Genomic DNA, 26,081 nt, shown 5'->3' on the forward strand with positions numbered 1-26,081 from the left:
AGGGAGACGTGATAGCGACCCATTTGTTAGACTCAGTCCCAACAAGACCTAAGCTGAGTGTCTTATTTTAGGCGATTTTAGGACGTTCGTAAAATTGTAGAAACATCCCCATTGCGGACATTAGCGAGTGTCTTACTTGGAGCGATTTTAAGCCGCTCGGACTCGGCATTAGAACTGATCCTTCTGTTGTCTATAGTTAAAAACTAGGTTTAGTGTTTCAACCTAAACTTATTGGGTGACAACCATAAGGAAACACAGCGCAAAGACAAAAAGACGCAAACGGCTTTTGGTGTTAAGATATGAAATACTGGGAGGATTTGCGTCTTGAGAGGACGCTGATGTAAACTTTAAAACTAAAGCACCGGAAATGGATGTAACGATAAATAGGCAAATCAATATAAATTCGATTTTACTTATATTCGATAAATTTGGCACCCCCACCCGCAATGTTACTAGGCTAAAGGCTTGGACTATTGCAATGCATATCACCCAGAACACTCCGAGTAGACCGAGAGAAATCGCGGCGGATAAAGCCGCCGTGAATTTTATCTTCTTATCTTGCATGTCAATCGCGCTTCCATAACTAGCCTTAAAACACTGTCACCACAGATTAGTGTTATTCTCTCGATAAGCTTCAATTCTTTCAAATCCCCTATTCTTATCACTCAGTCTTTCTTAACAACTTTGCGTGCCCTGTCGAAAGCCGCGGTGAAACACATGCAAACATTACCAGCGGCCTTCTTTGGGCGTTTTAAGCCTCTCACCTAACGTCCGCTAAGCCCCCTTTGCAGAAATGGACGAGCAGTTTATTTTGGGCGTTTTAAGCCACTGGCCGACGGCTAGCTTTGCCACTGCCCTGGCCTTATGCGAACATCTTTCCCGTTTTTAAACGCCCGCGATGCCCTATGAAACCGCAGTTTCAAAGAGAATGATCCCCGCTTTCAAAAGCTGTGATACTTTACACAGGTTCTTTCGGACAGGGGACAGGGTAGCGCTCTCTATCTCGTTCGGAAGACGGTGGGTCTGAGCGTTTTGGTGTGAGAGCCAGAGAGGTGCCGGGACTTTAGGAGTGAGAGCCGACCCGTCAGTCCAAGTGTCTGAACTCGGGGGTTTATGACTGGCCGCTTCTTCAAAAACCGCTGCCGCGTGGCCTCGCATTTAAGCGAAAGCTTGATTGCGGGACATGTTTGATTAGCAACCAAACATGTTTGGCCTTTGCGTAAAACAATTATCTATTCTGGTCTCCATCGCGGAGGTCACCACGCGGGCCGTCCCAATTTATCGGATAAACCCAAGCTTCGACAGCACGCATCTGAAACAAAAGTTTCAACGGCGGCTGTCAGCGCTTCCGCTCGTCTTGTTTTCTAGGGGGTATCATCCCGCGTTTGTTCCAACGTCAATGCACGGAAGTCGTCGTGGATTTGCGGGTCCTGCCCACCAAAAAATTGCAGCATAATAATGCCAATGGCATCATTTTCTGGGTCCACCCAAAAATCTGTCCGCGCCGCGCCGCCCCAGCCAAATTGCCCGGGATAGCGGCCAGAGGCGGCTTCCTGTTCTGCCGTTGTGCTATTTATGACCGACCCGCCATAGCCAAAGCCCGCGCCGGTATCGCCGCCGAGCCACGGCAGCAGAGACGGCGTGTCACCTAGGTGATCGGTCATCATTAATTGCACGGTTTCAGGATTGAGAATGCGCTGGCCCTCATACTCGCCTTCATTGAGCAACATCCGCGCAAATTTCAGCCAGTCATCAGTGGTTGAAGTCAGGCCTCCACCGCCCGATTCCATCTTATTGGACGGATCGGCAAAGGGCGAGGTTTGACCATCTTCGGCCAAAACATAACTGCCGTCGTCTTGCAAAAGATAAGTCGAGGCGAAACGCGGTTTCAATTCCGCACTGACGCGGAAGGAGGTTTCGCTCATGCCCAGCGGTTCAAAGAAACGCTCATCCATCGCTTCGCCCAGAGACTGGCCCGTCACGACTTCGGCAATTCGGCCCAAAATATCGATGGAGAAAGAATAGAACCATTGCTCGCCCGGTTGCCCGAGCAAAGGCAGCGTCGGCATTTTGTCCATATTTTCGGACATGGGCGCGGCCGGGTTAAACAAATTGGCTTTGCCCCACGCCTCTTCAATCGGGTTTCCGCCAAAAATGCCGTAAGCCATACCGGCGCGATGCAGCAGTAAATCCTCAATCGTCATGGGTCGTAATTGTTCGGCATATTGCGGCGTGCCATCCGGGCCGAGGCTGACGACTTTCATCTGCGCGAGTTGCGGAATATATTTGGAGGCAGGGTCCGACAGCTTGAGCTTACCTTCTTCCATCAAATCCATAATCAGCGCCGAGGTCACAGGCTTGGTCATGGAATACACGCGGTACACTGTGTCGGATTTGACAGGCACATTCCGTTCGCGATCTGCGAGGCCAAAGCTATTGCGGTAAACGGTTTGGCCTTCATCAAAGACCAAAGCTTGGACACCGATCACATCTCCGCGGTCTACGGCGCTGGATAGAAGCGTGTCCATTGCGGCACGATCAAAAGCGGGAGCCGGTTCAGGCGCAGAATCTGCGGGCGGGGAACAAGCCGCGGTTCCAAGCAAGAGAGACGATAGGAGCATATATTTAAAATGTTTCATGCGGCATCTGTGACAGTTTTCACGGGCTGGTCAAGCCATCACGATTGGGGCAGAGCGTCAGGCCTATGATCTGGATATACCGAACACTTCTCGCGGGCCTCGCGATTTATCTCGCATTCGCCGCTGCCGTCTTCTTTGCCCAACGGAAGATGATCTATTTCCCGCCCGATACCTACGCGCCTCCGCCCGCAGGATTTGTCGAAGTCCAAGCCGCAGACGGAACGATGGGGTGGCACGCGCCTGCGCAAGATACCCGCCCGACCGTCATGGTGTTTCACGGCAATGCCTCCGCCATCGACAGCAACATGCACATCTTCAATGATCTGATGTCCGCAGGATATGGCGTCTGGTCTGTTGGTTATCCCGGATATCCTGGCAACGCGGGGACACCCACGCAGTCCAATCTCACGGGTGCAGCGCAGTCTCAATATGATACTCTGCGCGAGATGGGCGTAGAGAAGATCGTATTTTATGGTACATCACTGGGCAGCGCGGTCGCCACGCAATTGGCGGCAGAGAAAAGCCCTGACCTCTTGATCTTGGACGCTCCGTTCAACAACATGGCAGACATGACGCGCATGCACATGCGATGGCTGCCGACGCGGATAATGTTGAAGGATAAATGGTATTCTGACAGAGCGATTGCGGAGCTGAACGTTCCACTCATTTGGCTACATGGTACGGAGGATCAGGTTATTCCTGCCGCACAAGGACAGAAACTATTTGATGGATATAACGGACCAAAATCTGCCCATATTCTGCAGGGCGCACATCATTCGAATACTTGGTTCCTCGGCGGCAGAGACATCACATTTTCCGCTCTCTCGTCGCTGTGATTTTAACCAACAGGTTTAACCTATCCCTCACGATTCTCCTGCCATAGATAACAGTTATGAACGCTCCCCTCGCCTTAAATTCAGTCTCCAAATCCTTCGCGGGAAAACCCGCCGTGACCGATGTGTCCTTTACCATTGAACCGGGTCAGATCGTCGGGTTCCTCGGGCCCAATGGAGCTGGGAAAACGACGACTCTGAGGATGTCACTGGGATTGATCAAACCCGACAGAGGATCCGTCTCTCTGTTCGGGAAACCGCCCGGGGATGACGCCTTCGGCCGCATCGGGTTTCTCCCTGAAGAACGCGGACTGTATAAGAAGCAAACCGCGCGCGAAGCGATTGCCCATATGGCGCGACTGAACGGGGTAAAGAAGAAACCCGCCTTCGTCCTCGCCGATGAAATGCTCGACAAATATGGCCTCGGTAAAGCCAAGCGCAAAAAGAACAAAGACATGTCAAAGGGCATGGCTCAAAAAGTTCAACTTTTGGCCGCGATAGCTCATGATCCCGAGTTTCATATTCTTGATGAGCCGTTCTCTGGCCTAGACCCTGTGAACCAACAGGTCCTTGAGGGTATCGTCCGCGAGATCGCGTCGCGGGGGCGAACGATTATTTTCTCGACCCATGTGATGGAACATGCTGAGCGCTTATGTGATCGCATCATCCTAATGGCGTCTGGCGAAAAGGTCTTCGACGGCACAACGGAAGCGGCCCTCGCCAATGCACCTCGACGGGTTATCTTGGCTTCAGAGTCCGGCGGTTTGACTGATCTTGTGACGCCATTCGCGGCAAATATTGAAACGCGCGCGAATGGAGAACTCTCTTTGACCTTGAAGCCAGACGCACAAGCCCATGACATTTTAGAACGCTGCGTAGAGCAGTCTTTGCGGCTTTCAAAATATGAGCCTATTCGCGCAACCCTTCACGAAGCCTTCGTAGCTCTCGTTGGGGACGATGTGGCGCGACAGGCCGAAGATGCAGATGTTAAAACTGCGGAGATTTTCGGATGAGCCTTGTTCCTAGAGTAAATCTTCGCCGGACCTTCCTGATCGCACGCCGCGATTACCTCGGCTATGTGAAAACTTGGGGTTTTTGGATTTCATTCCTCCTGCCCTTCCTTTTTGGTGGCTTCGGCTTCTTCATGGCCCAAGCCGATTTAGACTTTAGCCCACCGCAATATGTCACCGTGCTGGATACGACGGGTGAGCACGAAGCCCGTTTGATGGACCTCCATGCCGAACGGAAAGATGACCGTGCACAGGGCGTGATGTCGGGCAAGGCTTTCTTTATCCAAGATAAAGCCAAGCGAGCCGAATTTAATCGTGTCCTACGATCCGAGGGAACAGTCGCCGCGCAGGCCTATCTCAAAGAAAATGTGCCTGGCGTTAGAACCGAATTCGAAATGCCAGAGGATAAATTCAAATTTGTACCTCCGCCCGCGTCTTCCCTGGAAGGTTTAGTGCCCTATCTCTTGGGCGAAAAAATGATCTCTGTTGATGGCCAACCCACGGAACTAGGCGGAGCTGTTATCTTCAAAAAAGGCGAGAGCCGCGCACAGCCCCAGACTGAATATTGGTCAACAAACGTCAATAAAGTCGATGTACCCGACCTCTTGGATGTTTATCTACGCCGCATGGCCCGGGTCACCTATCTGGAAACTCAAGGGCTGAGCGTGGCTGAATTGGACCGCCGTGTAGATACGGCACCAGAGGCCGTTTTGTTTAACCCAACTAAAGTTGATGACGCAGATCAAGGTGTCGACTCTAGTGACACCGTGCCATTTATCGTGGCGGGCGTGCTCGCCTTCTTCCTCTGGCTAACGGTATTTTCAGGCGCTTACATGCTGCTGACGTCTATGCTTGAGGAAAAACTCAACAAGTTACTTGAGATGATGCTGGCGACAACGCGGTTCTCGGAAATTATCCTAGGGAAATTACTGGGTGTCGCCGCACTAACCCTGTCGATGATGGCGCCTTATATCATTGTCGGTATCGGCGGCGTTGTGGCTTATATATTTTTCGGGCCCGACCAAGATGTCGTCAAGGGATTAGTCTCGGCCTTTAGCGCCAAGATGATTATTTTCTTAATTATCTATCTCATTTTGGGATATGTGCTTTATGGCGCATTTTTCATTGCGCTCGGCTCTTTGTCGTCATCCATGCAAGATGCGCAGACACTAACAACACCAATTTTGTTTGTGCTTATGGCCTGTTTGATCGTTATCCCGATGGGCGTAACGGATCCGGATAGCCCGATGTTGCGCATTGCGACCTTCATTCCATTCTCAGCGCCTTTCGCTGCGATCGTGCGCTTGCCGTCTGATCCACCGCTTTGGGAATTGCTATTGTCGACGGCATTCCTGACGTTGTTGTGCATCGGGACAATCGCGATGGCCGGACGTATCTTCCGTTTTGGAGTCTTATCTGGCGCTGGCGCTGAGGTCGTGGTTGCTTGGTTCAAACGTGTGGTCCTGCGACGCAAGGCCTAGGTGACATTCCCTCGCACGCACCTTATGTAACCGTCATGAGCCAACCCGATAAAATTCGCGACGATATTCTTGATGCCGCTCTCAAAATAGCGCCTTTCGAAGGGTGGACCGATCTGACACTTCGCCGAGCTGTGAGGAAGGTCGGATTGCCCGAAGGTGCAGATCAGCTTTATTTCGACACAGGCGTTGGCAGCTTACTTGACCATTGGTCTTCACGGATCGACGCTCAAGCAAAACGACAGATCGAAGCGCTCGACCTTGATGCTTTGAAAATTCGCGAACGGGTGACGCAAGGTGTTTTGGCGCGTTTAGAGGCAATTAGTGAAGACGAAGAGGCCGGCCGCCGCGCGTCATCTAGGCTGGTACTCCCAGACCTGGCTGCGACGGGCGCCCGCCAACTTTGGCAAGCCGCAGATACAATTTGGCGGGCCATCGGTGACACATCAACAGACGCTAATTATTATTCGAAACGGGTCATTCTCGCCTCGGTTATTGGTTCTGTTCTACCGATTTGGTTATCCGACCAATCCGATGGCAAGACCAATGCTCGTGCATTTTTGGATGCGCGAATTGCGAATGTCATGAGCTTTGAAGCCCTGAAATGGCGAATGAAATCTGCGACCAAAGACCTACCGAACCCCGCAGAAATTCTCGGGCAGCTCCGCTACGGTGGACTAGATCTGCTCTCGCGACCGAAAAAAGGGCGCGCCAGACGGAGGCGCTACTCGCGCTGAGCGGTCTCATTCGCTTTGTCGATAACAGCTTTGGCCAAATCGTCGAAAAACCCTGACATCTCAGTCTGACTTGCGGTCACTGGCGTGCCTGCGTCTCCGCTCTCTCGAATAGACATGTGCAGAGGCGCAGCGCCGAGATAGGCGATATCGAGTTCTTCGGCATCACGCATCGCGCCGCCCGTTCCAAAGATATGGTGTTGGCCGCCGCAATCAGGACAGGTAAACACAGCCATATTTTCGATTAGCCCCAGCACAGGAATGTCGACCTTGCGAAACATCGCAACGCCTTTACGTGCATCCAAAAGTGCGAGGTCCTGCGGCGTTGACACGATCACCGCTCCACCCGGTTTAATATCTTGGGCCAGACCCAATTGCGCATCACCCGTGCCCGGCGGCATATCAATTAAGAGAAAATCCAACTCACCCCAATCTACATCCCAGAGCATCCGAGAAATTGCGCCTTGGACAAGCGGCCCCCGCCAGACGATTGGACTGTCATCGGGCGTTAAGTAGGCAACCGACATTGTCTTCACCCCATGCGCTTCAATAGGAACAATGATTTTCCTGGAGCCAACCGATATTGCACGCGCCTGCTGACCACGCGTGCCGAACAACATGGGTAAGCTCGGCCCGTGAATATCTGCATCCAAGAGGCCGATTTTCAACCCAGACCGCGCCATTGCCACTGCAATATTAGCCGACATCGTTGATTTACCGACGCCCCCTTTGGCAGATGATATGGCGATGATCCGCTTGACTTCGGCGTCACCTTGCACACCTTCCGGGCGTCGCGGTTGATGTGGATTACCCTTTTTACGGCCGCCAATTTGCGGCCCGGGTTTATGCGCTGATAAAACCACGCGCGCCTTTGTTACGCCGTCTACTGTTTCTAAAACATTCTGTGCCGCCTCACGAATAGGAAAGAAAGCTTCCGCGTCGGCCGGCGGTACTTGCAGGACAGCTTGCAATACGCCCTCTATCATTTCCAATGAAGCCAGTCGTCCAGCAGCGATGATATCGCCTGACTTAACGGGGTCAGATATTGTCGCCAGAGCGCGAAGGGCAAGGTTTTCGGAATAGGACATAGGTTTAATTCAAACTTTGAGAGGAGCGCGGCGCCAACCTTGGCGCACAGGCGAGCGATACTGTACCATTTGCGGAGTAACGTAGGGGCGGTTGCTTCGAACCTGCGCCGTTATCCAGATTCAAAAATGTGACCAGAAAATCGCCATTTGGGGCGACCGAAAATTCCTTCGCATTATGAGGCAGAATTCCAATATGTTTGACCGCTTCGGCTCGGGCAGACATGTCCAACCGATAGAGTGAGGTATCGTCAGAATCCCCACCCCAGCTATCGACGATCCAAAAGCGAAATGTCGTCTGCCCTAAGTTTAAGTGTCGATCGGGAAGGACGGCTATGGGGCTGACGAAGTCACCAACATGTCGAGAGTCGCCCGTCTTATTGTCATAAATTACGAGCCCCCCTCCAGAAACGGATGTATTCGACCGAAGCGCACTGAGATCATACCCTGCTAGCCAACCTCTACTTGTGGGATGTGCTGAGATTAAGGCGTCGCGCGTCGCAGAGATACGAGCGCCGTTCTGAGTTCTAAACCACGCAGAGTCGAAAAACGGCATTTGTTCAGTAACACGATCCATATCATAAGGTGCGAGGCGACACGCTCTTTTAGGTCGAGTTTCTTTAGTCGGAAGCTTTAACGTCCGTTTCGCTGTGATGGCAATTTCTGAGACCGGATGGTTAATCTGTGATTTGATATCGGCTGTATGTTTAAGTGACGCTAGTTTTATTCCAGCTCTCACACTTCGAATATCATCAGAGCGAATGAGGTCTCGAACTGCGGCGTCATAGAATGGGGTCGCTTTCAAGGATTGAGTGATCCGGTCCCGATTAACCCACTTTTCCGACTGCGCAATTCTCACCACATCAGCGATGGCTTTTGTTTGCCCGGCCAATGTCAGGGCAGGCATATATATGTCTTGGGTTATGAAGTTCTGTTGACTTAACAAGAAGGCGAACGGCGCGCTCTCGCGTGGAATTGCCAAAATGGCCTTTGAATTACGACTACGCAGAACAGCATGTAATCCAGCAGCGCGAGCAGGAATTGGAAAGCTGGAGTCTGCAAAAATGTCCTGCGCGAACTTAAGATAGAAGCCATCGTTCCGTTGCGCATGGCGTTCTGCCAACATGTCTCCAATCGCTCGGGCTTGTTCAGGGGATTCAATGCGTCGCATCTCTGAAAGTAAAAGTTGGAAGGCCTGCTTTGGGTTTTCCCGATAAAGCGCTTTGTAGGCCGCAATGACGAGGTCCACATCACCACTTCGGAGAAGGGTCGAGAACAAATCAGCGTGAGCACCTACTTTTGCACGCTCGACAAAGGGGGCCGCAATTGTCATGGGGTCGTTGATCAGAGCCATCATGAGGGGCGCAACAATGTCATTTCCGGGAGGCGCTTTGAAAGCGTCGTCGGGCCAAGACATCATTGCCTGACGCGCCGCTTCTCTGACATTCGGATCAGCATGGCCCAGTGTTAGAAGAATTTTATCTCGAGCGTCGGAGGCGTTTTTCAAGAGCGGTAGAATCTGTGCGGCGTTTCGAAGAGACCACATTCTATTTAGGCGTTCAATTTCAGCTGGCGACAGTGGGCCCAAAGACAAGATCATACTAGCAATATCCGGATTGCCGGCATCGCTCTCTAAAATATCGAAAAGGGCGTTTCGACCAGATATCCCAAAACGCTCAAACTCACGCTGCAGAACGGCATAGTCAAATTCGGACGCATCATGTCGCTCCAATATTTCAGCGCAGCCACGCAAGCTCTGGCAGACAACGCGTTCGCTTTTTGACAGCGGTTTCGAGCTTGCAAAGGCAGCGTTAGATAAGCTCCCTGCGACGGCGGCGGCAATAATGTATCGATGGCCCAACATGGGTTTGACTTATGTCATCCACGGCACAGCAACAAGCGTCTGACTGGATTAGACACAGCCGTGCAGATGGGTTTTGAAAATTAGGAAACAATCGTGAATTGGGCGCATTTCTATTTAGGGGCTCGCACCTTTGATCCTATAATTTGTGACCGTAACGCACACTGAATGAAATCGCAGATCTTGATGTCGGACCCTTAGAGCCACATAGTATAGATGGACTGCCCAAACACCAAGATCTGCAAGTCTATTCACAATATTGAAAACCTCACCTTAGACCGTCCACTGATTGTTCGTGGAAGGGTCTACATTTCGGTGTGTCTGCCAGGGTCGGATGGTACGACACTGAAAGGTGGGACAACAAGACACGCCTCTTTGTAGCTGTGTTTATTTTGATTAGATCAAGACAAACGGTGAAGTTTTGGTAGCCTCCAATAGAGCCCCAGATCAAAATCGCCGTTTCGTTTTCAAATCGTCAGTCGGGTAAAAAGACGTTTAAAACGCGATAAATTCAGACGCTTTCATCTAAAACTCGTGAATAGACTGATTCCTTTATTTAAAGTCTCAAGGGTTTAAACCCGACGATCGTCGGGTGATGGGTTACATCACCGTTGCGGTAATTTTGTTGACAACCACAGGCTGATTTTTTGACCCAAAACATCAATATTTCACCTCCAAAGGACTTCGAAACATTTGGGCCCTCTGAATTATTCAGATTCTTTTTTCAGCTTGGGCACTGGACCGAAGAGACTTTCAGCTCGCAGTTGCAGACCTACGCGCGTGGAAAAAGCGTCAGTACCGTAACAATAAGCAAATGGAAGAACCGGAACGTTATTCCGACGCATTACACATCGGCTATTTTCAAGCTTATTGAGAGCACATTTACGACGAACGCTGCCCATGAATGGATAGCGGCGTTCGAAACGGTATGGGCGTATCATGCCGCAGGCAAAAACAACGCGTCGGCGCTTGAGCGAGCGCGATCCTTCGAAGAAACTGCGGCAAATCGGGTACGGGACCAACATGTGTCCTGGGTCCAATCGAAATATAATGCTCCATTTTTAGGTGAAAGGTTTTCAATCGCCGACCTTTATGTACCCATGCAGATGGTTGAAGAAACCCCCGATACTTATGTGTTATATAACCCGCCTGACCTAGCACGATATATGCGCCACGGATGGAATGGCCGGCCCGATGCAGATTGGTTGATTGTCTCTGGGGCCCCTGGTTCAGGTAAGTCCTTGACCGCCCTCCACCTCGCCAACTCCATGTCAGACTCAGATGTTTTCCCCATCTACATAAGGCTTTCTCAGCGTTCATCGATACAAATTGGACTGTCTGACATCTCACAACAAATTGGGGATAACGCCTCTCTTTCGTCACTTCTAATGCATTTCAGATGTTCGACATATACGACGTGTTGCATTGTCCTTGACGGATTAGATGAAATTGGCGGAACGGTGAGCACCTCCCTCGACAAACTTAAAGAGATGATCTCAGATATTCAGGCAGAAAAACAACATTGCCGATCGCAGAAAAAGATGTTGAGAGTTTTGGCATTTGGACGCAGCGCTCGCGCGGAATGGATGTTCAAACTCCTGCCGGATCAGCAATCAAAATTGCTCAAGATGGTTGGACTAAATGGGCAAATAACGTCGCTGTCGCAGAACGGGAATGAAACCGTAGGAAAAGACTTTCGTGACATGTGGTGGCAAAAACTCTTGGCAGCGAAAGGCTTATCAACACAGAGTCCAACTCCTGAATTTCTTTCGACGGATTATAACGAATTTGCCGATTTCGGGACCGTCCCCCTGCTTTCATATCTGCTTTGCCGCGCGGCGTTTTCTGATGCAGACACTCAAGCCTCAGCGATGCCTGCAAATGAGCTCGTCGATAGAATTACTTACGTCAAAAACAAGAATAGTGTTTATGACGCCATCATTGATCAGGTCCGCCAAGAAAGTATTTGGCGCATCGAGACTTTAAAAAATCCGATCCTCGAAAAAGATGACTTCAGAGCGATCCTCCAACACATCGCATTGGCAAATTGGAAAGGCGGTGCAGGACATCAAATTAGCGTTCGGCAAGTCGAACGCTCGATTAAAGACAAACGCACGAGAAAGATTTTTCGATCTCTTTCATTCTACAGTTCGCCTTCGCGCGATGACCCAACAGACAATCTCTCAACAGTCTTTTATTACGGGTTAAATTCGCCTTCTGAAGAAAACGTTCTGACCTTTACGCATAAGACCTTTTCTGACTACTTGCTTTCGACACTAATATTTGATGCCTTTATCTACCTAATTTCATGTTTTTCCAGGGGACATGATTTTGACCGAGCTTTGTCTAACTGGCTCTCAATATGTGCAGCAAAATCACAAGACCCAAGTATCGCTGACTTTTGCGAGCATGAAGCCAAATTACGATATGATGATCTAGACAACCTCGACTGGGACACCGCTCTGCAACTGCTAAAAGCTCCAATTTTCAGCCCCACACGGAATCAGGAAAAGTCGAAAACGTTTGCGGATAAAATAGCCCAATTCAACCTGGCGAGTAGCCTCATCCTCTTAATTTGGAACTGTTTGAATCGCGAACGATACCGTCGACAGGATACAGCTTTTCATCTGACAAATTCAGACACCGATTTCAGCTTATCGGACTTAAATTTCATGCAGCCCGACCGCACGTCCGATCCAACAAACTGGTCCGCCTTGGAAACAAAAGCCATACGCCCAAATTTTTTAGGGCATTCACTCTCAGGGCTTCACTTAACAGACGGACAGCTTTTTGGTTTATTCCTTAAAACAGGTCATGTTCAAAACACCGTATTCCAGGCGGTTCATTTCTCCACGAGCCATTGGGACCGCGTTAGAACTGACAGCTGTGTATTTAAGGCGTGTTCTTTTCAGCAACTATCTTTCGTAAGGTCTATGTTCAGCGATAGCGCCTTCCGAGACTGCTTTTTTCAGATGTCTGGCTTTAACAAGGTCGAGTTTTCTGGGTCCCGGTTAAGGGATACGCAATTTGCACAATGTCATTTTGCAGATGTGGATTGGAGCGCCTGCGAGCTGAAAGATGTAATTTTCGACCATTGCATTTTTGTGAATTGTCTCTTCGAGATGAAGACCCGGTCTGCCCACGCAACCAAGTTTCGGCAGTGTACTTTTGTCGACATGAAGGGTGAGTATAATACAATTCCGAAGACAGATTTAGAAAACTGCACTTACAGCAAAAATTCCAATGCTGAATTTAGCTTTTTTTCTGACTCCTTAGAGATTTAATTAATCAACAGTTTCAATGGCTTGATAGGACAGCGCTATAAGGCGTTTGGAATGGGTTTATGGGTATTGTTTCTAACCTTAGGTAGCCAGCGGCATGACCAAGGAGACCATCATGCCCAACACAAGCCCCAAAACCCCCTCATCCATCAAATCTGTGATCGTCAGATCTCTATTTGTAAGACCACGCTTATCTTTTTGCACGCCTGTCAAAATTGCGTCCCGAGTTAAATGAGCCAGTCCGTTCCTAGCGTCACAATTCAAAGACGCGAAGTTGGTTGGTTCGCTTTCGCCCTCATAAAAAAAGCTATTCGCCTGTTGTTTCTGGCTATGTTTAAGCCTCGGGAAATTGAGACTTATGCCGATGAATTCGCATCCCTTTATTCGAATTTATGGGACTATGCGGAACACTCTATATCTAATCGAAACTTCCACTTACCGTCAGCTCTGGGAGACGGACCCGTTCAAGCTGTAAGCGCCCGACTCGCGAAACTTTATTGCGCCACATATGCCTGTTTATCCTTCAGCGGATCATCTGGGGCCGCTCTCGTGCTTCTTACCGCTGTATTACCAAAATTGCAGTCCCGCCGAGAAATTGTTCTATTCGACGAAATGTGTCATCAGAGCACAATAGGCGGCCTGATATTCGGACGTTGGAAATCGGTAAAAATACCTCGATCTTTCGACCTCACTCACGGCACCTCGCGCCCGGTGACATGTGAGACAATCATTGAATGCGTTGAAGCATATGGCGCCGAAAATGTCGCGGCCATTATACTCGTTCTACCGTCTTATGATGGTTTCAGATCACGAACTGAGGAAGTTAAGATTTACAATTACGCAAAATCTCAAGGTATCTACCTTTTCATCGACGGTGCTTGGGACGCTACTGCATTTCGTCGTGTTTCTGATGAAATTTATACACCGACGCTGCTGTGTGATGCTTGGATTACTAGTCCTCATAAGAGGGGGCTCTCGCCATCAAGTTTAGGCTGCATGGTGACGAACAATAGAAAAATTGCGCGTCTTTGGGACGAAGCGCTGGACCTCGGATTCCGATCATCTAGCGTGTCCTTTGTTGATATTATGATCGCTGAACATCGCTTGCAATGTGTCGCAAATGGGAGCTGGGATGCTTCATTCGCTCAGGCCGATGACGCAGCGCGCGAAATAGCGGCCAGAATTTCAGAAGTCCATCCAGACGTCTATTCCGTGAGACCAGAACAAGTCGGCGCAGAAACGTCCGACCCTGCTCATATATTAATTAGCACGTCCCGAATTCCACAATTGGACGCGAGAAACTGGGCCTTCCATTTGTCAGAGACATTTGGATTAGATGTCGAAAAAGCAACCGCCACCAGCTTGCTGCTCTTATGTGGATCTCCGTCTCACGGCGACGCCTCTGAAAAGACCCTATCCACGTTGCGGGATGCCCTGCGAATGACACTTGCCACAACGGAAAGTTTACAATGACCGTCAAAACCGATCTGCCGCAAATAGAAATATTGGACATGTGGGAAGCTTACTCTTCATCAACTGAGCGTGTTGCCCTTCGGCAGGCCGCGGGGCGAATTGCGGCCTCGACAATCCGCCAATACCCGCCCGGCATTCCCGAAGTGACCCCAGGGATGACCTACTCAACAGACATCATATCCAAACTGGAAGATGCCCATAGAGCTGGCGCTGAAATTATTGGCGTTGATTTCACGACAGGCGGTTATGTGGATGTTCTGGAGAAACCTCAGGCTGGGTATTCCAGCGAGAACTACACGGTCACCACACATCTCTCGGAAAATATCTCAGATGAGACCGCGACGGAAATTGCGGACTTCTTTCGCCTTAGTTTCTCCGGCGCACCGTACCATCATTTTGCCTTTCATGAAAGCGCACCGCTTCAAGCTCTGCCGTGGGGACTAGACTTTGCTAGATGGGAAAAGGCGCTGAAGCTATCCTCAGAAGCGGAAATTAGGGCAGCGCAGGATCGACTGCTGACAGCTGCTTGTCAGATTGCCATCGAAACTATCCGTAATGACGAAATCTCCTCTTTAACACTCCCAGATGGTTTCCATCTTTGGACCGACAGAGATCTGTGCAGAACTCTCATGAAAGGTCGTTTGAGAGATCCCGGTTATGTAACGCTGGTTCGGGACACGGTCGAAGGGCATCTCGTGGGTCTCTTACACTCTCGAATGGGGACATTAGAACGTCTGTTTCATAGCGAGGAATGGCGCGATCCGCTCTTGTTTAGCGACCACGAAAATATCAATTTATTGGATCAGTCCGAAGTTTTTTATGAGAAAATGCGGGTCCATTTCGGCCTAGAACCGAATGACGAGGTGATGACAATTTCAGCTCAAATTGTGAGGCAAGAAGCGCAAGGCGGGGGCGTGTTTTATGAAATGATGCGATCAATGGCTCAACGCGTTACCCCCCCACATGCTGAACTCCCCTTACTTTGTGAAATACCGAATGATGGAACGGCTCATGTCCTAAATACAGCTTTCACAGATAGGTTGATTTTTGGAGTCTTAAAAAATGATCATCCGCTCGTTTTTTGTCAGAAAACATCATCGGCACTTTTCCCGTTCCTAACAGACAAATCCCATTGGCAGCATAGAGTGCGCGAAAAGCTCGTTAAGAAGAGACAGTTCGAGAAACAGTTTTTTGTCTCATCCTCAACCGATCATCCTGGGCTGGAAGTTAGAGAGAATGGGGCGATGGGACTTGCCGTATTTGCAACCGATGAGATTAAGGCGGGGGAGCGGATTGCTGTCTTCGAAGGCGAGATCTATCACGCAAAGGACGCATTAAGTTTACCAAATATCATGCGAGATCACGCGATACAGACGAGCGAAACGACCTATGTTTTTGGCTATCAGGGGCTGGCGCATTGTCTGTGCCATTCATGCGACCCGAATTGCGGGATAAGAAATCTAGCCGAGATTTTTGCCGTTCGAGATATAGCCAAGGGCGAACAACTAACTTGGGATTATCGTTGCTCTGAAAACTCCACTTGGGTCCTAGATAAGTGTTTATGCGGAACGGATGCATGTACGGGTAAAGTTGGTAACTTTGATAGTCTCTCGGAAAGCACAAAGATGCGATACCTCGAAAACGGTATGGTATCAGAATGGCTAGCGAAGACCTAATGGGCGGCTTTATTCAATGTCTCTATGAGAGGCGCCGTGTGGTCACCGAGCATAAGCAAAAAACCAAAATGCTGGTCCAAAAGCCGCGTCGGCGTATTGCGATTCTCGGGAACTGTGAGATTCAATTTATACATTGTTGAATTTCGGATCAGCGCCAAATCTTCCTTCAACGTACTGGCACGGATACCCAGATCATTGGCTTGTTGATCGAAGCTTTGTAACGATGCGTTGATGTATTTGCGTAAATTTAACAAGCGGCTTTCGGTCAAACCCTGAAGGAGCAAGAACATCTTGCGTAACTTAGATTCATCAAAAATACCGGCACGATAGAGCCAGGCCAAAGCAAAAGGAAACGAGGCCAGTTCAATTTTGATATGATTAAACGGAACCCAATCAATGTTGTTTTCGTCGCCTAAGTAATCAAATGATAAGAACGTGCTTTCATGGCCAGGATGCAAGAACCCGACTGAAATAGCATGATGAATCCCGAACTTGTGGCAGTGCTCAATAAAAAATGGGTGCTCTTCTACTCGCTCATGTCGGCAGACGTAGGTATAATTTAACGCTCGCCCTGGATTCGCATAAACCATAGGTGACAATTCATCTAAATGCCCATGTACCATATAACTTTGGATGCATTCGTCGGGCAGATTCCAGCTGACGGTGTTCAGGTCCAACATCTCACCTTTTTCGGAAAGACTGACCTGGCTCGTTGCACAGAATTGATAGGTGAACCCTGGGAATATACGTTCAAAAACCTTATTTTGATAGGCGGAGAATTCTAGATTTCCTTCAGGCGTCCTTGGGCACGACTTCGCAGTCTCAAGCAGCTCCAACAAGGAGTCTGCATCCAGAAGCTGCTTAACCGCGTTTTTATGCGCTGAGGCAGGTCTTTTCGTCGCCATCCCAATTCCGATGCTACCCAATGGCCGGCCGACATAGACCAGCAGCTTCCCACACTGCTTTAACCAGTCTTGATCTTTCACATAATTTTCGTGGAATGGGAAGTTTAAGTGTATGCTTTTAGCAGCCGTACATCAGGTAAAGTATCCACAGCACCTTTGAAATTGAGTCGCCATTTTCAGAGGCATAGGATCGATGACTTTGTGAATTTCTAAAGCTTATAAGCCGCCGACCTTCCCCAGCGGGGAAAGGTCTGGTGGGCGATACTGGGATTGAACCAGTGACCCCTACAATGTCAATGTAGTGCTCTCCCGCTGAGCTAATCGCCCGTCCAAATCTGAACGTAAAAATCGGAAGACACGAATGTCTCTCGCGTTCGGGAAACGGCGATATACGCAAGGGGTATAGAGGTGGCAAGCCCTAAATCCCGCGCAACCGCAGCCTTTTTTGTCGCTAGGCCGCGATTAGACGATCAACCTCAGTCACGAGCTGACGCAAGTGTACAGGCTTGGACAAAACTGTTTGACTACTTGCATCTTGATCGCCCATCGCTACCGCAGCGAAACCTGTGATAAACATGATTTTTATCCCTGGTGAAAGCGTTTCAGCGTGTTTCGCGAGTTCGATACCATCCATCCCAGGCATCATGATATCTGTCAAAAGCATATCAAATGCGCCGTCTGCGAATTTCAACGCACGCAAAGCCCGCTCACCATCCGCGCAGGCAATGACGTGGTGTCCAGCTTTTTCCAAAGCCTTCTCAAAGAACTTACGCATTGCGTCATCGTCTTCAGCGTAAAGAATGGTTGCCATTTGCCTGTCCCAGTCGTGTTATCTTTGAGTTCTGCCCGCGAGATATGCAATTCGCTAGCCAGTTGAACCTTGTTCGTAACGTCGCATGTTTAAAATTGTCTGACGACGCCATCCTTTTTACAATCTATAGACCTATAGATGCGATTCCGATCCACAACTCAGCCAGAAGACCTTAGCCCCTACGGAGCCGGGCATATTGTGGACCGTCCCCAAGACTGGCGTTCCGCCGTAATATTTGCTTCTCCACATTCAGGATCAATTTACCCCACAGATTTCCTCAAACGCTCCAAACTTTCAGCGCATCAACTGCGAAAAAATGAGGACATCTTTATAGATCATCTCTTTCACAGCGCGGTTCAGGCGGGCGCGCCCTTTCTCCGCGCCGTATTTCCGCGTGTTTTAGTTGATGTGAATCGAGCATCTGAGGAGGTTCATCCAGATTGGTCGGACGCACTCGGGATGGACCCCCTTGAACAACCCACCCCGAGGGCCGCCGCGGGATTAGGTGTTATCCCAACCTATCTCTCAGAATCGCTCGCGATTTATTCGCGTACGCCAACAATGGACGATGTTCGCGCTCGACTTGATACTTTGTACCACCCTTATCACGCCGCATTGAAGGCATTATTGAACCAGTCCTTAAGTCGCTTTGGGCGCGCGCTTTTGGTAGATTGCCACTCCATGCCAGGGTTTTCGCAAATGGGGGCCCGTCGCCCAGACATCATCCTTGGAGACAGATTTGGGACAGCCTGCCACGCAGACACACTCGAACAATTTCGTCACCTATTTGTTCAGGCTGGGTATAATGTCGGCGTAAACTACCCCTATGCTGGCGGGTATACGACGGCACATTACGGACGCCCCGCCGAGGGTATCGAAGCCATACAAATCGAGATCAACAGAGACATTTATGTCAATCCGGTGACACTGGCGCCCAAATCTGGCTATGTGCAGCTCAGGGAAGACCTTCAGAGCATCATTCAGGATGTCATCACTCAGGCCCTTCCTCAGGACCTCGCCGCGCAATAGCGCCCCAATATGAAACAATAGAAGGTGTAGTCCCCGTTCCTGATTATATTTTATCCTAGCAAATTTCTGTTTCGCTTAAAACGCGAAAACTTGGCATGGCACTTGCTCCCCTCTCAGGCGAACAGCTGAGTCACTTCGGGAAATATGCCATGACAAATGATATCGACTTACACGTTGGAAAACGTTTGCGCCGCCGCCGTCGCCTTCTGGGGCTTACCCAACAAACCTTGGCGGAAGAGGTCGGAATCCGATTTCAACAAATTCAAAAGTATGAATGTGGTGCCAACCGAGTGTCTGCCGCGCGTTTGTTCGAACTTTCTGAAGCGCTCTCTGTCCCAATCCAATATTTTTATGAAGGCTTGGGTTCCAATGACCCGCTCACAGGTGACATTGATCCAGACATCATTGCGCCTGATGTTTTGTCTCGCAAAGAAACAATGGACCTCGTTCGCGCCTATTACGCTATGGACGATGCCCCACGAAAACACCTACTCGATCTTGCAAAGTCGCTCGAGCAAGCTGCTAAACCAAAACTGCGTCTGGTTGCGCAATAGACAGGTCAAAGCAGGACTGATAGCGGGCCTGCATGACCTTATCTTTTGAAATTGGAAAACGTCTCGATCATCTACAGGTCTTGTCTCGTATTGCCCGCGATATAACGCTTCCGCTTTTTGCAGCGCCGAAAGGCGTTGAGAACAAAGCTGGTGGAGGAGATTATGATCCTGTCACAAAAGCCGACATTGACGCGGAAGACGCCCTGCGCGCAGAAATTCGAAAGCAATTTCCAGAGGACTCTATTCAAGGCGAGGAGCGGCCCGACCACATTGGAACAAATGCGTTTTCATGGACTTTAGATCCTGTCGACGGAACGCGGGGATTCGTAGCTGGCGTCCCCGTCTGGAGTACCCTCATCGCACTTTCGCACAAAAGTGAACCTGTGTTGGGCATGATTGACCTGCCTGCGCTCAACAAACGCTATATCGGGCACACTGACAAAGAAACATGTCGCGCGTGGCTAGAAACCGAAGCTTGCCCCGATGGCACCTATATTGACTTGAAGACATCGCCATGTGCTGAAATTCGAGACGCTATTTTGGGCTGCACAGCACCTTTTGGGATGTTTAAAGCTGGGGAGTTGGCTGCATTCAAAATCATTGGAGCCGGCACACGGTTTATGCGTTTGGGTCTAGATGCACTCGGATATGGTTTAATCGCGGAAGGCCGAATGGACATTATCATCGAAGGCTGCATGAAACCTTGCGATGTCCGCGCCTTAATTCCGATTATCCGAGGCGCAGGGGGTGAGCTAACCAATTGGGAAGGCCAGAGCGCTGTAGACGGTGGCCGTATCGTTGCAGTCGGAGACCCTGCTTTGCTGCCCGAGCTTTATACTTACCTAGGGCGCGCGCTAGATTGATCTAACAAACGCCGCAGGAAAACATCTCAGGGTCGTAGCCTTACTCGCAAGCGTACATGTAGTTTCCGCATGTTTTCATAAAATGTACAACAGAGCCATTTGCACTCTGTATGCGGAAAGCTTCCCGGTCCGCCTCAACAGCTGGCAAAATGGAATATTGCAGATGGTGTTGTTTTCCCAACCCCATCAAGCCCGTTGTTCCAACAGGAAGAATTTCTTCGCTGAACATATAGGGTTGCGCATCGGCCCAGCCGTTTGCGTAGCCCATGGATTTAAATAGGTAATCCAAATAGGTCTGATCAACGGCATTGTCGTAATAACGGGCGTTTAATTTGTCGTAGAACTGCGAGGGTGTCAGGCCACGGCTATCGCCAAACTCGGGCATCGTGCCTAAACGAGAAACCGCTTTTGGTGTCATGTTAACGGGCACGTCAAAGATGGCGACAGGAGACTTCCGACAAAAATTTAGGTTCGTTCGTGCGGCACTGGCTTCAAACACAGGCGCAGGGTCAATAACCAACGCCGTATCGGCTTTGTAAACAGGCGCAACAACAGGGGCTAAGACCGTCTCTGAATTCGCCACCTCTACAGGCGGGGTGACAACAGCGACTCGCGCTCTCGCAAGCGGGGGCGAACTCAAAACTTGGCGGCTTTCAGGTGGGGCCAAGACGTTTGCGGTCGGACTAATACGGCGAAGAAGGCCTCGTGCTGTATCTTGGTCAAATTTCACGCGAAGCTGAAGATAGGCACCTTTGCGTGCATATTCAGCCGCTTCGAAATCGCGATCTTTAAAGCCTTCAACGTTATAACCTGCACTGATCCAGACATTGTCGACAGGGGATACCCCGACACTTGGCCCCCAGGAGTAGGATGTCCCAGCGCCTTTGCTTGTCATCACAGCACCGCGCATACCGACGTCAATGCGCTCCGTCACGTCGAAACGTGTTTCCGCGCCGACAAGATGCGTCCAGTTAGAGAGGTTCTGATCACCGACTTCTGTTTTGACATATTTAGTTCCGACATTCGTCGAAAGTTGCCAACGATCAGAGATCATTGTGTTCATAGCCGCATTATTCACCAACTTGGTTGTGTTAATGTCGTTCAGGGGTTGGGCATTGACGACATCGAAGCGGTTAAAGAAAACGGTGTCTTCATTGCGTGGACGCCATGCGGCACCGACGCGAGCTTCAAAACGCTTGTCCGTCCCGAAAGACCCAGTCGCAGCAGAAATTCGTCCGCGAGCGGAGGCTGCCAAGGACAATGTATCTGAAAGTTCTCGTGCGGCTGAACCCGCGAAAACCCAAGTCTGGTCTTGATTTGTGTCACGCACTTCCACACGGCTAGATGCGGTCATGGCCTGATCGTTATAAGCGGCACCGATGTAGATTGACTGAAAGTCCTCATTTGACTCAAATGGTGAAATGGGATCATCCGGCGTAACTTCGACGAAGCTATCTTCTTCATTGATCATTCGGCGTGCGCGGACGCCAACTTGTCCGGAGATCTTATCCGTCAAACGTACAGTTTGATCTAAACCAACAGTTGCACCCAAACGTTTTCCACTATCATTTGTCACATTATCAGCCGCAACTGTGGCCGTACCGCCGGTCCATGGCGTTGCTGAAACGCCAAGTGTTGTATTTGCAGATTCTTGCCCAGCACCATTGAGGAGCTCATGCCGTAAATTGACGATCGCGACATTACCAACCCGCTTATCAACGCCTATCATAAGACGCTGCGGTTGGGCAGATACTTCATCTTTTCCGCTAATCGGAGTTTCGGCAGAAGCTTGAAGCGTAATTCCGTGGCGACCGATATCGTAGGATGCTCGGGCCACAGCCAAAAGAGACGTGCGATCATCTGCATCAACGATTTCATCTCGCGTCATGCGAATACCGCCAGTGGCGTCAAGTTTTGTTCCCTCTTGGGCCGCAAGAAGTTCGCCCGTCGTGCGCCGGTTATCATTTGAGAGGTTTTCCTCGCGATAGACCTGGGCCTTGATCTTCCGCAGCGCACGTTGCCCGCTCTCTTCTTCGGTTAGCTCTTGAACCTTGACCTCGCCTCGCGCGCCATAACGGCGAATGCCATTCGTGTTTGAACTTGTTTGGTTCAAACCGAAGTTGCCATCCTCTTCACGGTAATAAGCCTCTGCGAGGACTTTTTCCGACGTATGGATGAGCTCTAGAAGCTTCGCGTCTGCAATACCCTGCCCGTCGCCAGCTTGATCGGTGACGGCATACTCAGCCCGGAGTTCCGTGCTGTCGGTCAGTTGGGCAATCACATCAATACCAATTTGATTTGATTTCGCGCCAGCGGCTAATGAGCTGCCGTTCTCATGTGTAAAAGTCGAACCGACTTGAAGCTTATCGTTCAAGAACTGAGCCTGGACACGACCACCAGCCGTGATGTTGCGTTCGGCATCCTCAGATGTTTCGTAATCGACCACGATCACGTTCGGATTAAAGTTCGGGTCCGTCGCATCAACAGGTAGGCGGAAAATCAGTTTACCAGAAAAATAGTCAAGTGTGTAGTCTAGGTAGCGCACAAGAGTTTTGCGCTCTAAAATTATATCCGGACGAACACGGTCACGTGTCTCTACGACAATCTCTTCGGACTGCGGTAGGATACGTTCGTGGCTCAGTTGATATGGCCCAGATAGGCCTTCGGCGGCTATTTCATCTTGCGTGAAACCTTGGTTCGTTTCGGCAGCAAAGCCCAAGACTTGCAGGTCGTCGCCAAGATATTCGGCCTTCAAACCTGTCAGCTTTCGATTGTAGCTCGTGAGTCTGCCTTCAGTGATGTCAGTATCGAAATCACCGAATAGAGCATAAGCTTGGCGTTTTTCGAGTTTCACGAATAGCGGATAGCGTGAAACGCCTTCAAACTGCTGGTAAGTCTGGTCACCATATAAGGTGTAGTAAGCATTCGGATCAATTTCGCCTTCGAATTCACCATCTTGGGAGCCACGACGTTTGTCAGTGTCCACAGCCAAGGTCATCAACCAATTGCCTTTGATCAGGCCTTTGGCGAAAAACGAAACACGGCCATCCGTTACAACATCATCGGCGTCGCCGCCAAAAGCGTTTACATTGCCTTTTACGTTTTGCAGTGCGGCTGAACCTTCGGCCAGGCCGACCAAAATCCAGTCACGTTTCTCGGGCTCAAGATACATGTAGACTGGGATTTCACGGCCGGTATCGAGCGTCGCAATAACTGTGACTTTACCCGTGCGGAGAGTTGGCTCCAAAGGCACTTTCAAAACGCCATCAGCGCCCACAGAAAATTCGCGACTGTTGGAAAGCGGCGCAATTAATTCTTGCGTTTGCTCGCGCAGACGGTTGTCGCCGTTCTCATCGTTCAAGCGATAAGGGGCTTCAAGATTAATTTTTGTGATCCGCCCTGCATGAACTGGACGACCAGATTGATCTTCCATACGGATAGCGATGACAGGCGTTGTACGACCATCAGCAACCAAAATGGATTGGTCCGGCAGAGGTGTTGCCCGCGCGATCGTTTTTACGTACCAAATTTCTTCGCGAATTGTTTCAATTTTTGTTCCATCGGCGTCGTGAATGTCAGCCAAGATAACGTTTCGGCCGTCTTGCAAGGGTAAGCCGCGCCAGCGGGAAATCTGTACTTGACCGTTGGTGCTGCTATCGCGACCTTGGAAATAATATCCCGCAATCTCTGAATCATTCAGGCGAATCGAGACGCGTTGCCCCGCAGCGTGTTTGATACCCAAGTGGGTCGAAGGCGAATTTGGGGTACGGCCAACTTGGGGGTACGCCCACTTGGCACTCTTATCTTGAGTGTCCAACCAATCGACATCAAACTTTAAATGCTCTGTCGTTTCGGCGTTTTCAACTGCCTCCACAACCGCTTCAGTTTCTCCTGTCTGCTTGAGATAGAAGTTTGCGCGCCAAATTCCGCCCCCTTGGACGTCAATGAACTTTGAGTTCATTGCGCCTGCATAGCGGGTGCTTTCTTCGCACGTCATCAGCTCGAAGCCCTTAGGCAGAGTTTCCTCATCCACTTGGACAACGTGTGTACCTTCCGTAACTCCCTCGAAATGATAGAGTCCATTGGCATCTGATACGGCGTAGGCGCCCGTTTCCATATAGAGGCGGACGCCGTCTACGCCGATACCTTGATCGATGGGTCGGGCCCAATCTGCATCGCCGTCGCAGCTTTGCTCCGTAACGCGTCCGATGATTGTGCTAGTAGAGCGCAGAAGATCTTCGCGTAATTTAACACCTGCACGCGCCACGTTCGAAATTGGATTGAACACCGCATCACGCACAACCGCTTCATTGACCGCGTCACCCAAATGAGCGCCAGGGCCGACAGCTAGTGTATACGTTAAGGAAGTGGTCTCGCCGGGCGCGAGCATATCCATATCAAAAGTTAGAAGCGTTGCGTCTTCAGAGACAATTGGGTTTTCTGCCGCGGTGCTTTCAATACGGGCTGTACCTGGAACATAGCGGAAACCAATAGGTAGTGTGTCATATAGTCGAATAGGTGCGAGAGCGAAGCCCGCGTTTCGGACTGAAACTGTATAATTGATGTAGTCACCAACATCAGCCGTCGTTCTGTCCGCTTCTTTGGTGACAACAAGATTACTCTTTGGGTCGAGCGGAATGTCAAAGCGAAGCGGACCCGTTTCGGATACGGTGAAAGTTTCGCCCAGCGATGCCGATGTGACCAGAAACCCTTTTTGCTGTTGCAGATTTGCGAGGTCCTCTTTGCTTACAACAGTTGAAAACGTATAACCTTCGGGTGGGTCGACTTCAATGCGGTAGGTTCCAGGCTCGACCACGGGGAAACGAAATTCGCCGGTCTCATTCTCATAGATGAGGCCCGCTGCATCAAGACTATCTTCGCCAGAGACGACAACAGGGGGGAATGTTGAGAATCCATCAACGCCAAAAACTTGGGCCTGTGCGCCTGTGTTTTCATTGATAAGCCTAACAACGGCATCATCAACGCTTTCCCCGTTAACCGACGAAAACACGCGGTTTAATGGATTCAGGATCGCTGTATCGACCGTGACGTTCGTTCGATCTGTAATATTGAAATATGTTGCGGTCAGCTGTGTGTTACCACCGGCACTAATCTTGTTATCATTGGGATCGGAAGCCCCAGCCGTTGATGGCAGGTACGCAAAAAACTCACCGGAGTCTGCACTCGACTCATAGAGGCGCATTGTGATCGTGTCGCCATTGTCGGCGCTGATTGTAATGGTAACGGTTTCAATTTCTGTACTGTCAAGGTTTTGACCCAAGTCAGTAACCCGCACAAACATCAACTCACCAGCGAGATAGGTTGTCGCAGGAATAAGCGGAATGGCGGACGATAGATCAACAGTCTGCAAACCTGTCGTAATCGGAGCACCGGTTGAGACGTAAGGACCGTCTAATTCTCCATTTGGGCTATAATCCGATCCATTAACAGAACGGAAAATCGGGCTCGGCGCAGTTGGAGAATGCCGGAAGAATTCGATCACAGCCGGCGTTTGAGGCGGCGTGATGACGAAAACGGCGGCGTCTGTATTGAATGTCGCAGTTCGACCACCCGTAGTATAGGTCATCGTCGCGATATTGACGACTTCCGTACCGAAGTTGCGAGCAGCTAGATCGTCTTGCCCAAAAGCAAGTGGAGCTGAGCTTACCCACGCAGTGGCAGCGAGGACAATTAATCCAGAGATATGAGTGGAGGAGCGGGTCATATTAGATTGCGGGGGCAATCAACAAGGTCCAGCGAAGAGTCGTATTTTCAGACAATATAGGAGCGATGACGTCTTAGCGCCTTTAATCCCACATTCTGTGATGATCGGACTGCGTAAGCCAAAG

At 50.1% G+C, this 26,081-nt stretch carries 17 protein-coding genes and 1 tRNA gene; 10 read left to right on the top strand and 8 right to left on the bottom strand.

What is annotated here, in order from left to right; all coding sequences use genetic code 11:
- Positions 1-1,364: 1,364 nt before the first annotated feature.
- Positions 1,365-2,639 carry a serine hydrolase domain-containing protein gene (locus tag IE073_RS12670; RefSeq protein ID WP_189586745.1) on the bottom strand — a complete coding sequence of 425 codons (1,275 nt, stop codon included), beginning with the start codon at positions 2,637-2,639 and terminating at the stop codon, positions 1,365-1,367.
- A 65-nt stretch (positions 2,640-2,704) separates the two neighbouring features.
- Here IE073_RS12670 and IE073_RS12675 point away from each other — a divergent pair, with 65 nt between their 5' ends.
- From IE073_RS12675 to IE073_RS12690, 4 genes are read left to right on the top strand one after another with little or no spacing between them, the layout of a single operon-like run.
- The gene (locus tag IE073_RS12675) at positions 2,705-3,475 is read left to right on the top strand and encodes an alpha/beta hydrolase (protein WP_189586748.1); all 771 of its coding nucleotides are present in this window, start codon (positions 2,705-2,707) and stop codon (positions 3,473-3,475) included.
- Positions 3,476-3,531: 56 nt separating this feature from the next.
- On the top strand, positions 3,532-4,485 hold the full coding sequence (locus IE073_RS12680) for an ABC transporter ATP-binding protein (RefSeq protein WP_189586751.1): 954 nt from the start codon (positions 3,532-3,534) through the stop codon (positions 4,483-4,485).
- Positions 4,482-5,963: an ABC transporter permease gene (locus tag IE073_RS12685; protein WP_189586756.1), complete on the top strand. Its 1,482-nt coding sequence runs from the start codon at positions 4,482-4,484 to the stop codon at positions 5,961-5,963. The genes IE073_RS12680 and IE073_RS12685 overlap by 4 nt, the downstream gene beginning before the upstream one ends.
- Positions 5,964-5,998: 35 nt before the next feature.
- On the top strand, positions 5,999-6,697 hold the full coding sequence (locus tag IE073_RS12690; protein WP_189586759.1) for a COQ9 family protein: 699 nt from the start codon (positions 5,999-6,001) through the stop codon (positions 6,695-6,697).
- Here IE073_RS12690 and IE073_RS12695 read toward each other — a convergent pair.
- Positions 6,685-7,782: an Mrp/NBP35 family ATP-binding protein gene (locus IE073_RS12695; protein WP_189586762.1), complete on the bottom strand. Its 1,098-nt coding sequence runs from the start codon at positions 7,780-7,782 to the stop codon at positions 6,685-6,687. The genes IE073_RS12690 and IE073_RS12695 overlap by 13 nt on opposite strands.
- 4 nt (positions 7,783-7,786) lie before the next feature.
- Positions 7,787-9,643: a hypothetical protein gene (locus tag IE073_RS12700; protein WP_189586765.1), complete on the bottom strand. Its 1,857-nt coding sequence runs from the start codon at positions 9,641-9,643 to the stop codon at positions 7,787-7,789.
- A 644-nt stretch (positions 9,644-10,287) separates the two neighbouring features.
- Between IE073_RS12700 and IE073_RS12705 the strand changes: the two genes are divergently transcribed.
- Positions 10,288-12,924 (top strand): pentapeptide repeat-containing protein, encoded by a 2,637-nt coding sequence (locus IE073_RS12705; RefSeq protein ID WP_189586768.1) that lies wholly within the window; start codon positions 10,288-10,290, stop codon positions 12,922-12,924.
- Between the two features lie 78 nt (positions 12,925-13,002).
- Here IE073_RS12705 and IE073_RS14245 read toward each other — a convergent pair whose 3' ends face one another.
- Positions 13,003-13,134, bottom strand: coding sequence for a hypothetical protein (locus tag IE073_RS14245; protein WP_267905578.1), 132 nt, complete (start codon positions 13,132-13,134; stop codon positions 13,003-13,005).
- A gap of 18 nt (positions 13,135-13,152) precedes the next feature.
- On the opposite strand from IE073_RS14245, the gene IE073_RS12710 reads away from it, so the two are divergent.
- Together IE073_RS12710 and IE073_RS12715 are read left to right on the top strand one after the other, a co-directional pair.
- Entirely contained in the window at positions 13,153-14,394 is a 1,242-nt protein-coding gene (locus IE073_RS12710; protein ID WP_189586772.1) for a PLP-dependent aminotransferase family protein, read from the top strand.
- Positions 14,391-16,070, top strand: coding sequence for an SET domain-containing protein (locus IE073_RS12715; RefSeq protein WP_189586774.1), 1,680 nt, complete (start codon positions 14,391-14,393; stop codon positions 16,068-16,070). Before IE073_RS12710 ends, IE073_RS12715 begins: the two co-directional genes overlap by 4 nt.
- Here IE073_RS12715 and IE073_RS12720 read toward each other — a convergent pair.
- The 3 genes from IE073_RS12720 to IE073_RS12730 all read right to left on the bottom strand — a co-directional run bounded on the left by IE073_RS12720 (position 16,067) and on the right by IE073_RS12730 (position 17,786).
- Entirely contained in the window at positions 16,067-17,056 is a 990-nt protein-coding gene (locus IE073_RS12720; protein WP_189586778.1) for a hypothetical protein, read from the bottom strand. The genes IE073_RS12715 and IE073_RS12720 overlap by 4 nt on opposite strands.
- 171 nt (positions 17,057-17,227) lie before the next feature.
- Positions 17,228-17,302, bottom strand: a tRNA-Val gene (locus IE073_RS12725).
- Between the two features lie 124 nt (positions 17,303-17,426).
- The gene (locus IE073_RS12730) at positions 17,427-17,786 is read right to left on the bottom strand and encodes a response regulator (RefSeq protein ID WP_189586781.1); all 360 of its coding nucleotides are present in this window, start codon (positions 17,784-17,786) and stop codon (positions 17,427-17,429) included.
- Positions 17,787-17,924: 138 nt separating this feature from the next.
- On the opposite strand from IE073_RS12730, the gene IE073_RS12735 reads away from it, so the two are divergent.
- From IE073_RS12735 to IE073_RS12745, 3 genes are all read left to right on the top strand, one after another.
- Positions 17,925-18,815 carry an N-formylglutamate amidohydrolase gene (locus IE073_RS12735; RefSeq protein WP_189586784.1) on the top strand — a complete coding sequence of 297 codons (891 nt, stop codon included), beginning with the start codon at positions 17,925-17,927 and terminating at the stop codon, positions 18,813-18,815.
- A gap of 149 nt (positions 18,816-18,964) precedes the next feature.
- Positions 18,965-19,369 carry a helix-turn-helix domain-containing protein gene (locus IE073_RS12740; RefSeq protein ID WP_189587113.1) on the top strand — a complete coding sequence of 135 codons (405 nt, stop codon included), beginning with the start codon at positions 18,965-18,967 and terminating at the stop codon, positions 19,367-19,369.
- Positions 19,370-19,401: 32 nt separating this feature from the next.
- Positions 19,402-20,232 carry an inositol monophosphatase family protein gene (locus IE073_RS12745; RefSeq protein WP_189586787.1) on the top strand — a complete coding sequence of 277 codons (831 nt, stop codon included), beginning with the start codon at positions 19,402-19,404 and terminating at the stop codon, positions 20,230-20,232.
- Between the two features lie 40 nt (positions 20,233-20,272).
- Here IE073_RS12745 and IE073_RS12750 read toward each other — a convergent pair whose 3' ends face one another.
- On the bottom strand, positions 20,273-25,957 hold the full coding sequence (locus IE073_RS12750; RefSeq protein ID WP_189586790.1) for a DUF11 domain-containing protein: 5,685 nt from the start codon (positions 25,955-25,957) through the stop codon (positions 20,273-20,275).
- Positions 25,958-26,081 lie beyond the last annotated feature (124 nt).

Origin of the sequence: Litorimonas cladophorae (genome assembly GCF_014652455.1) — a bacterium.
Classification (GTDB): domain Bacteria; phylum Pseudomonadota; class Alphaproteobacteria; order Caulobacterales; family Maricaulaceae; genus Litorimonas; species Litorimonas cladophorae.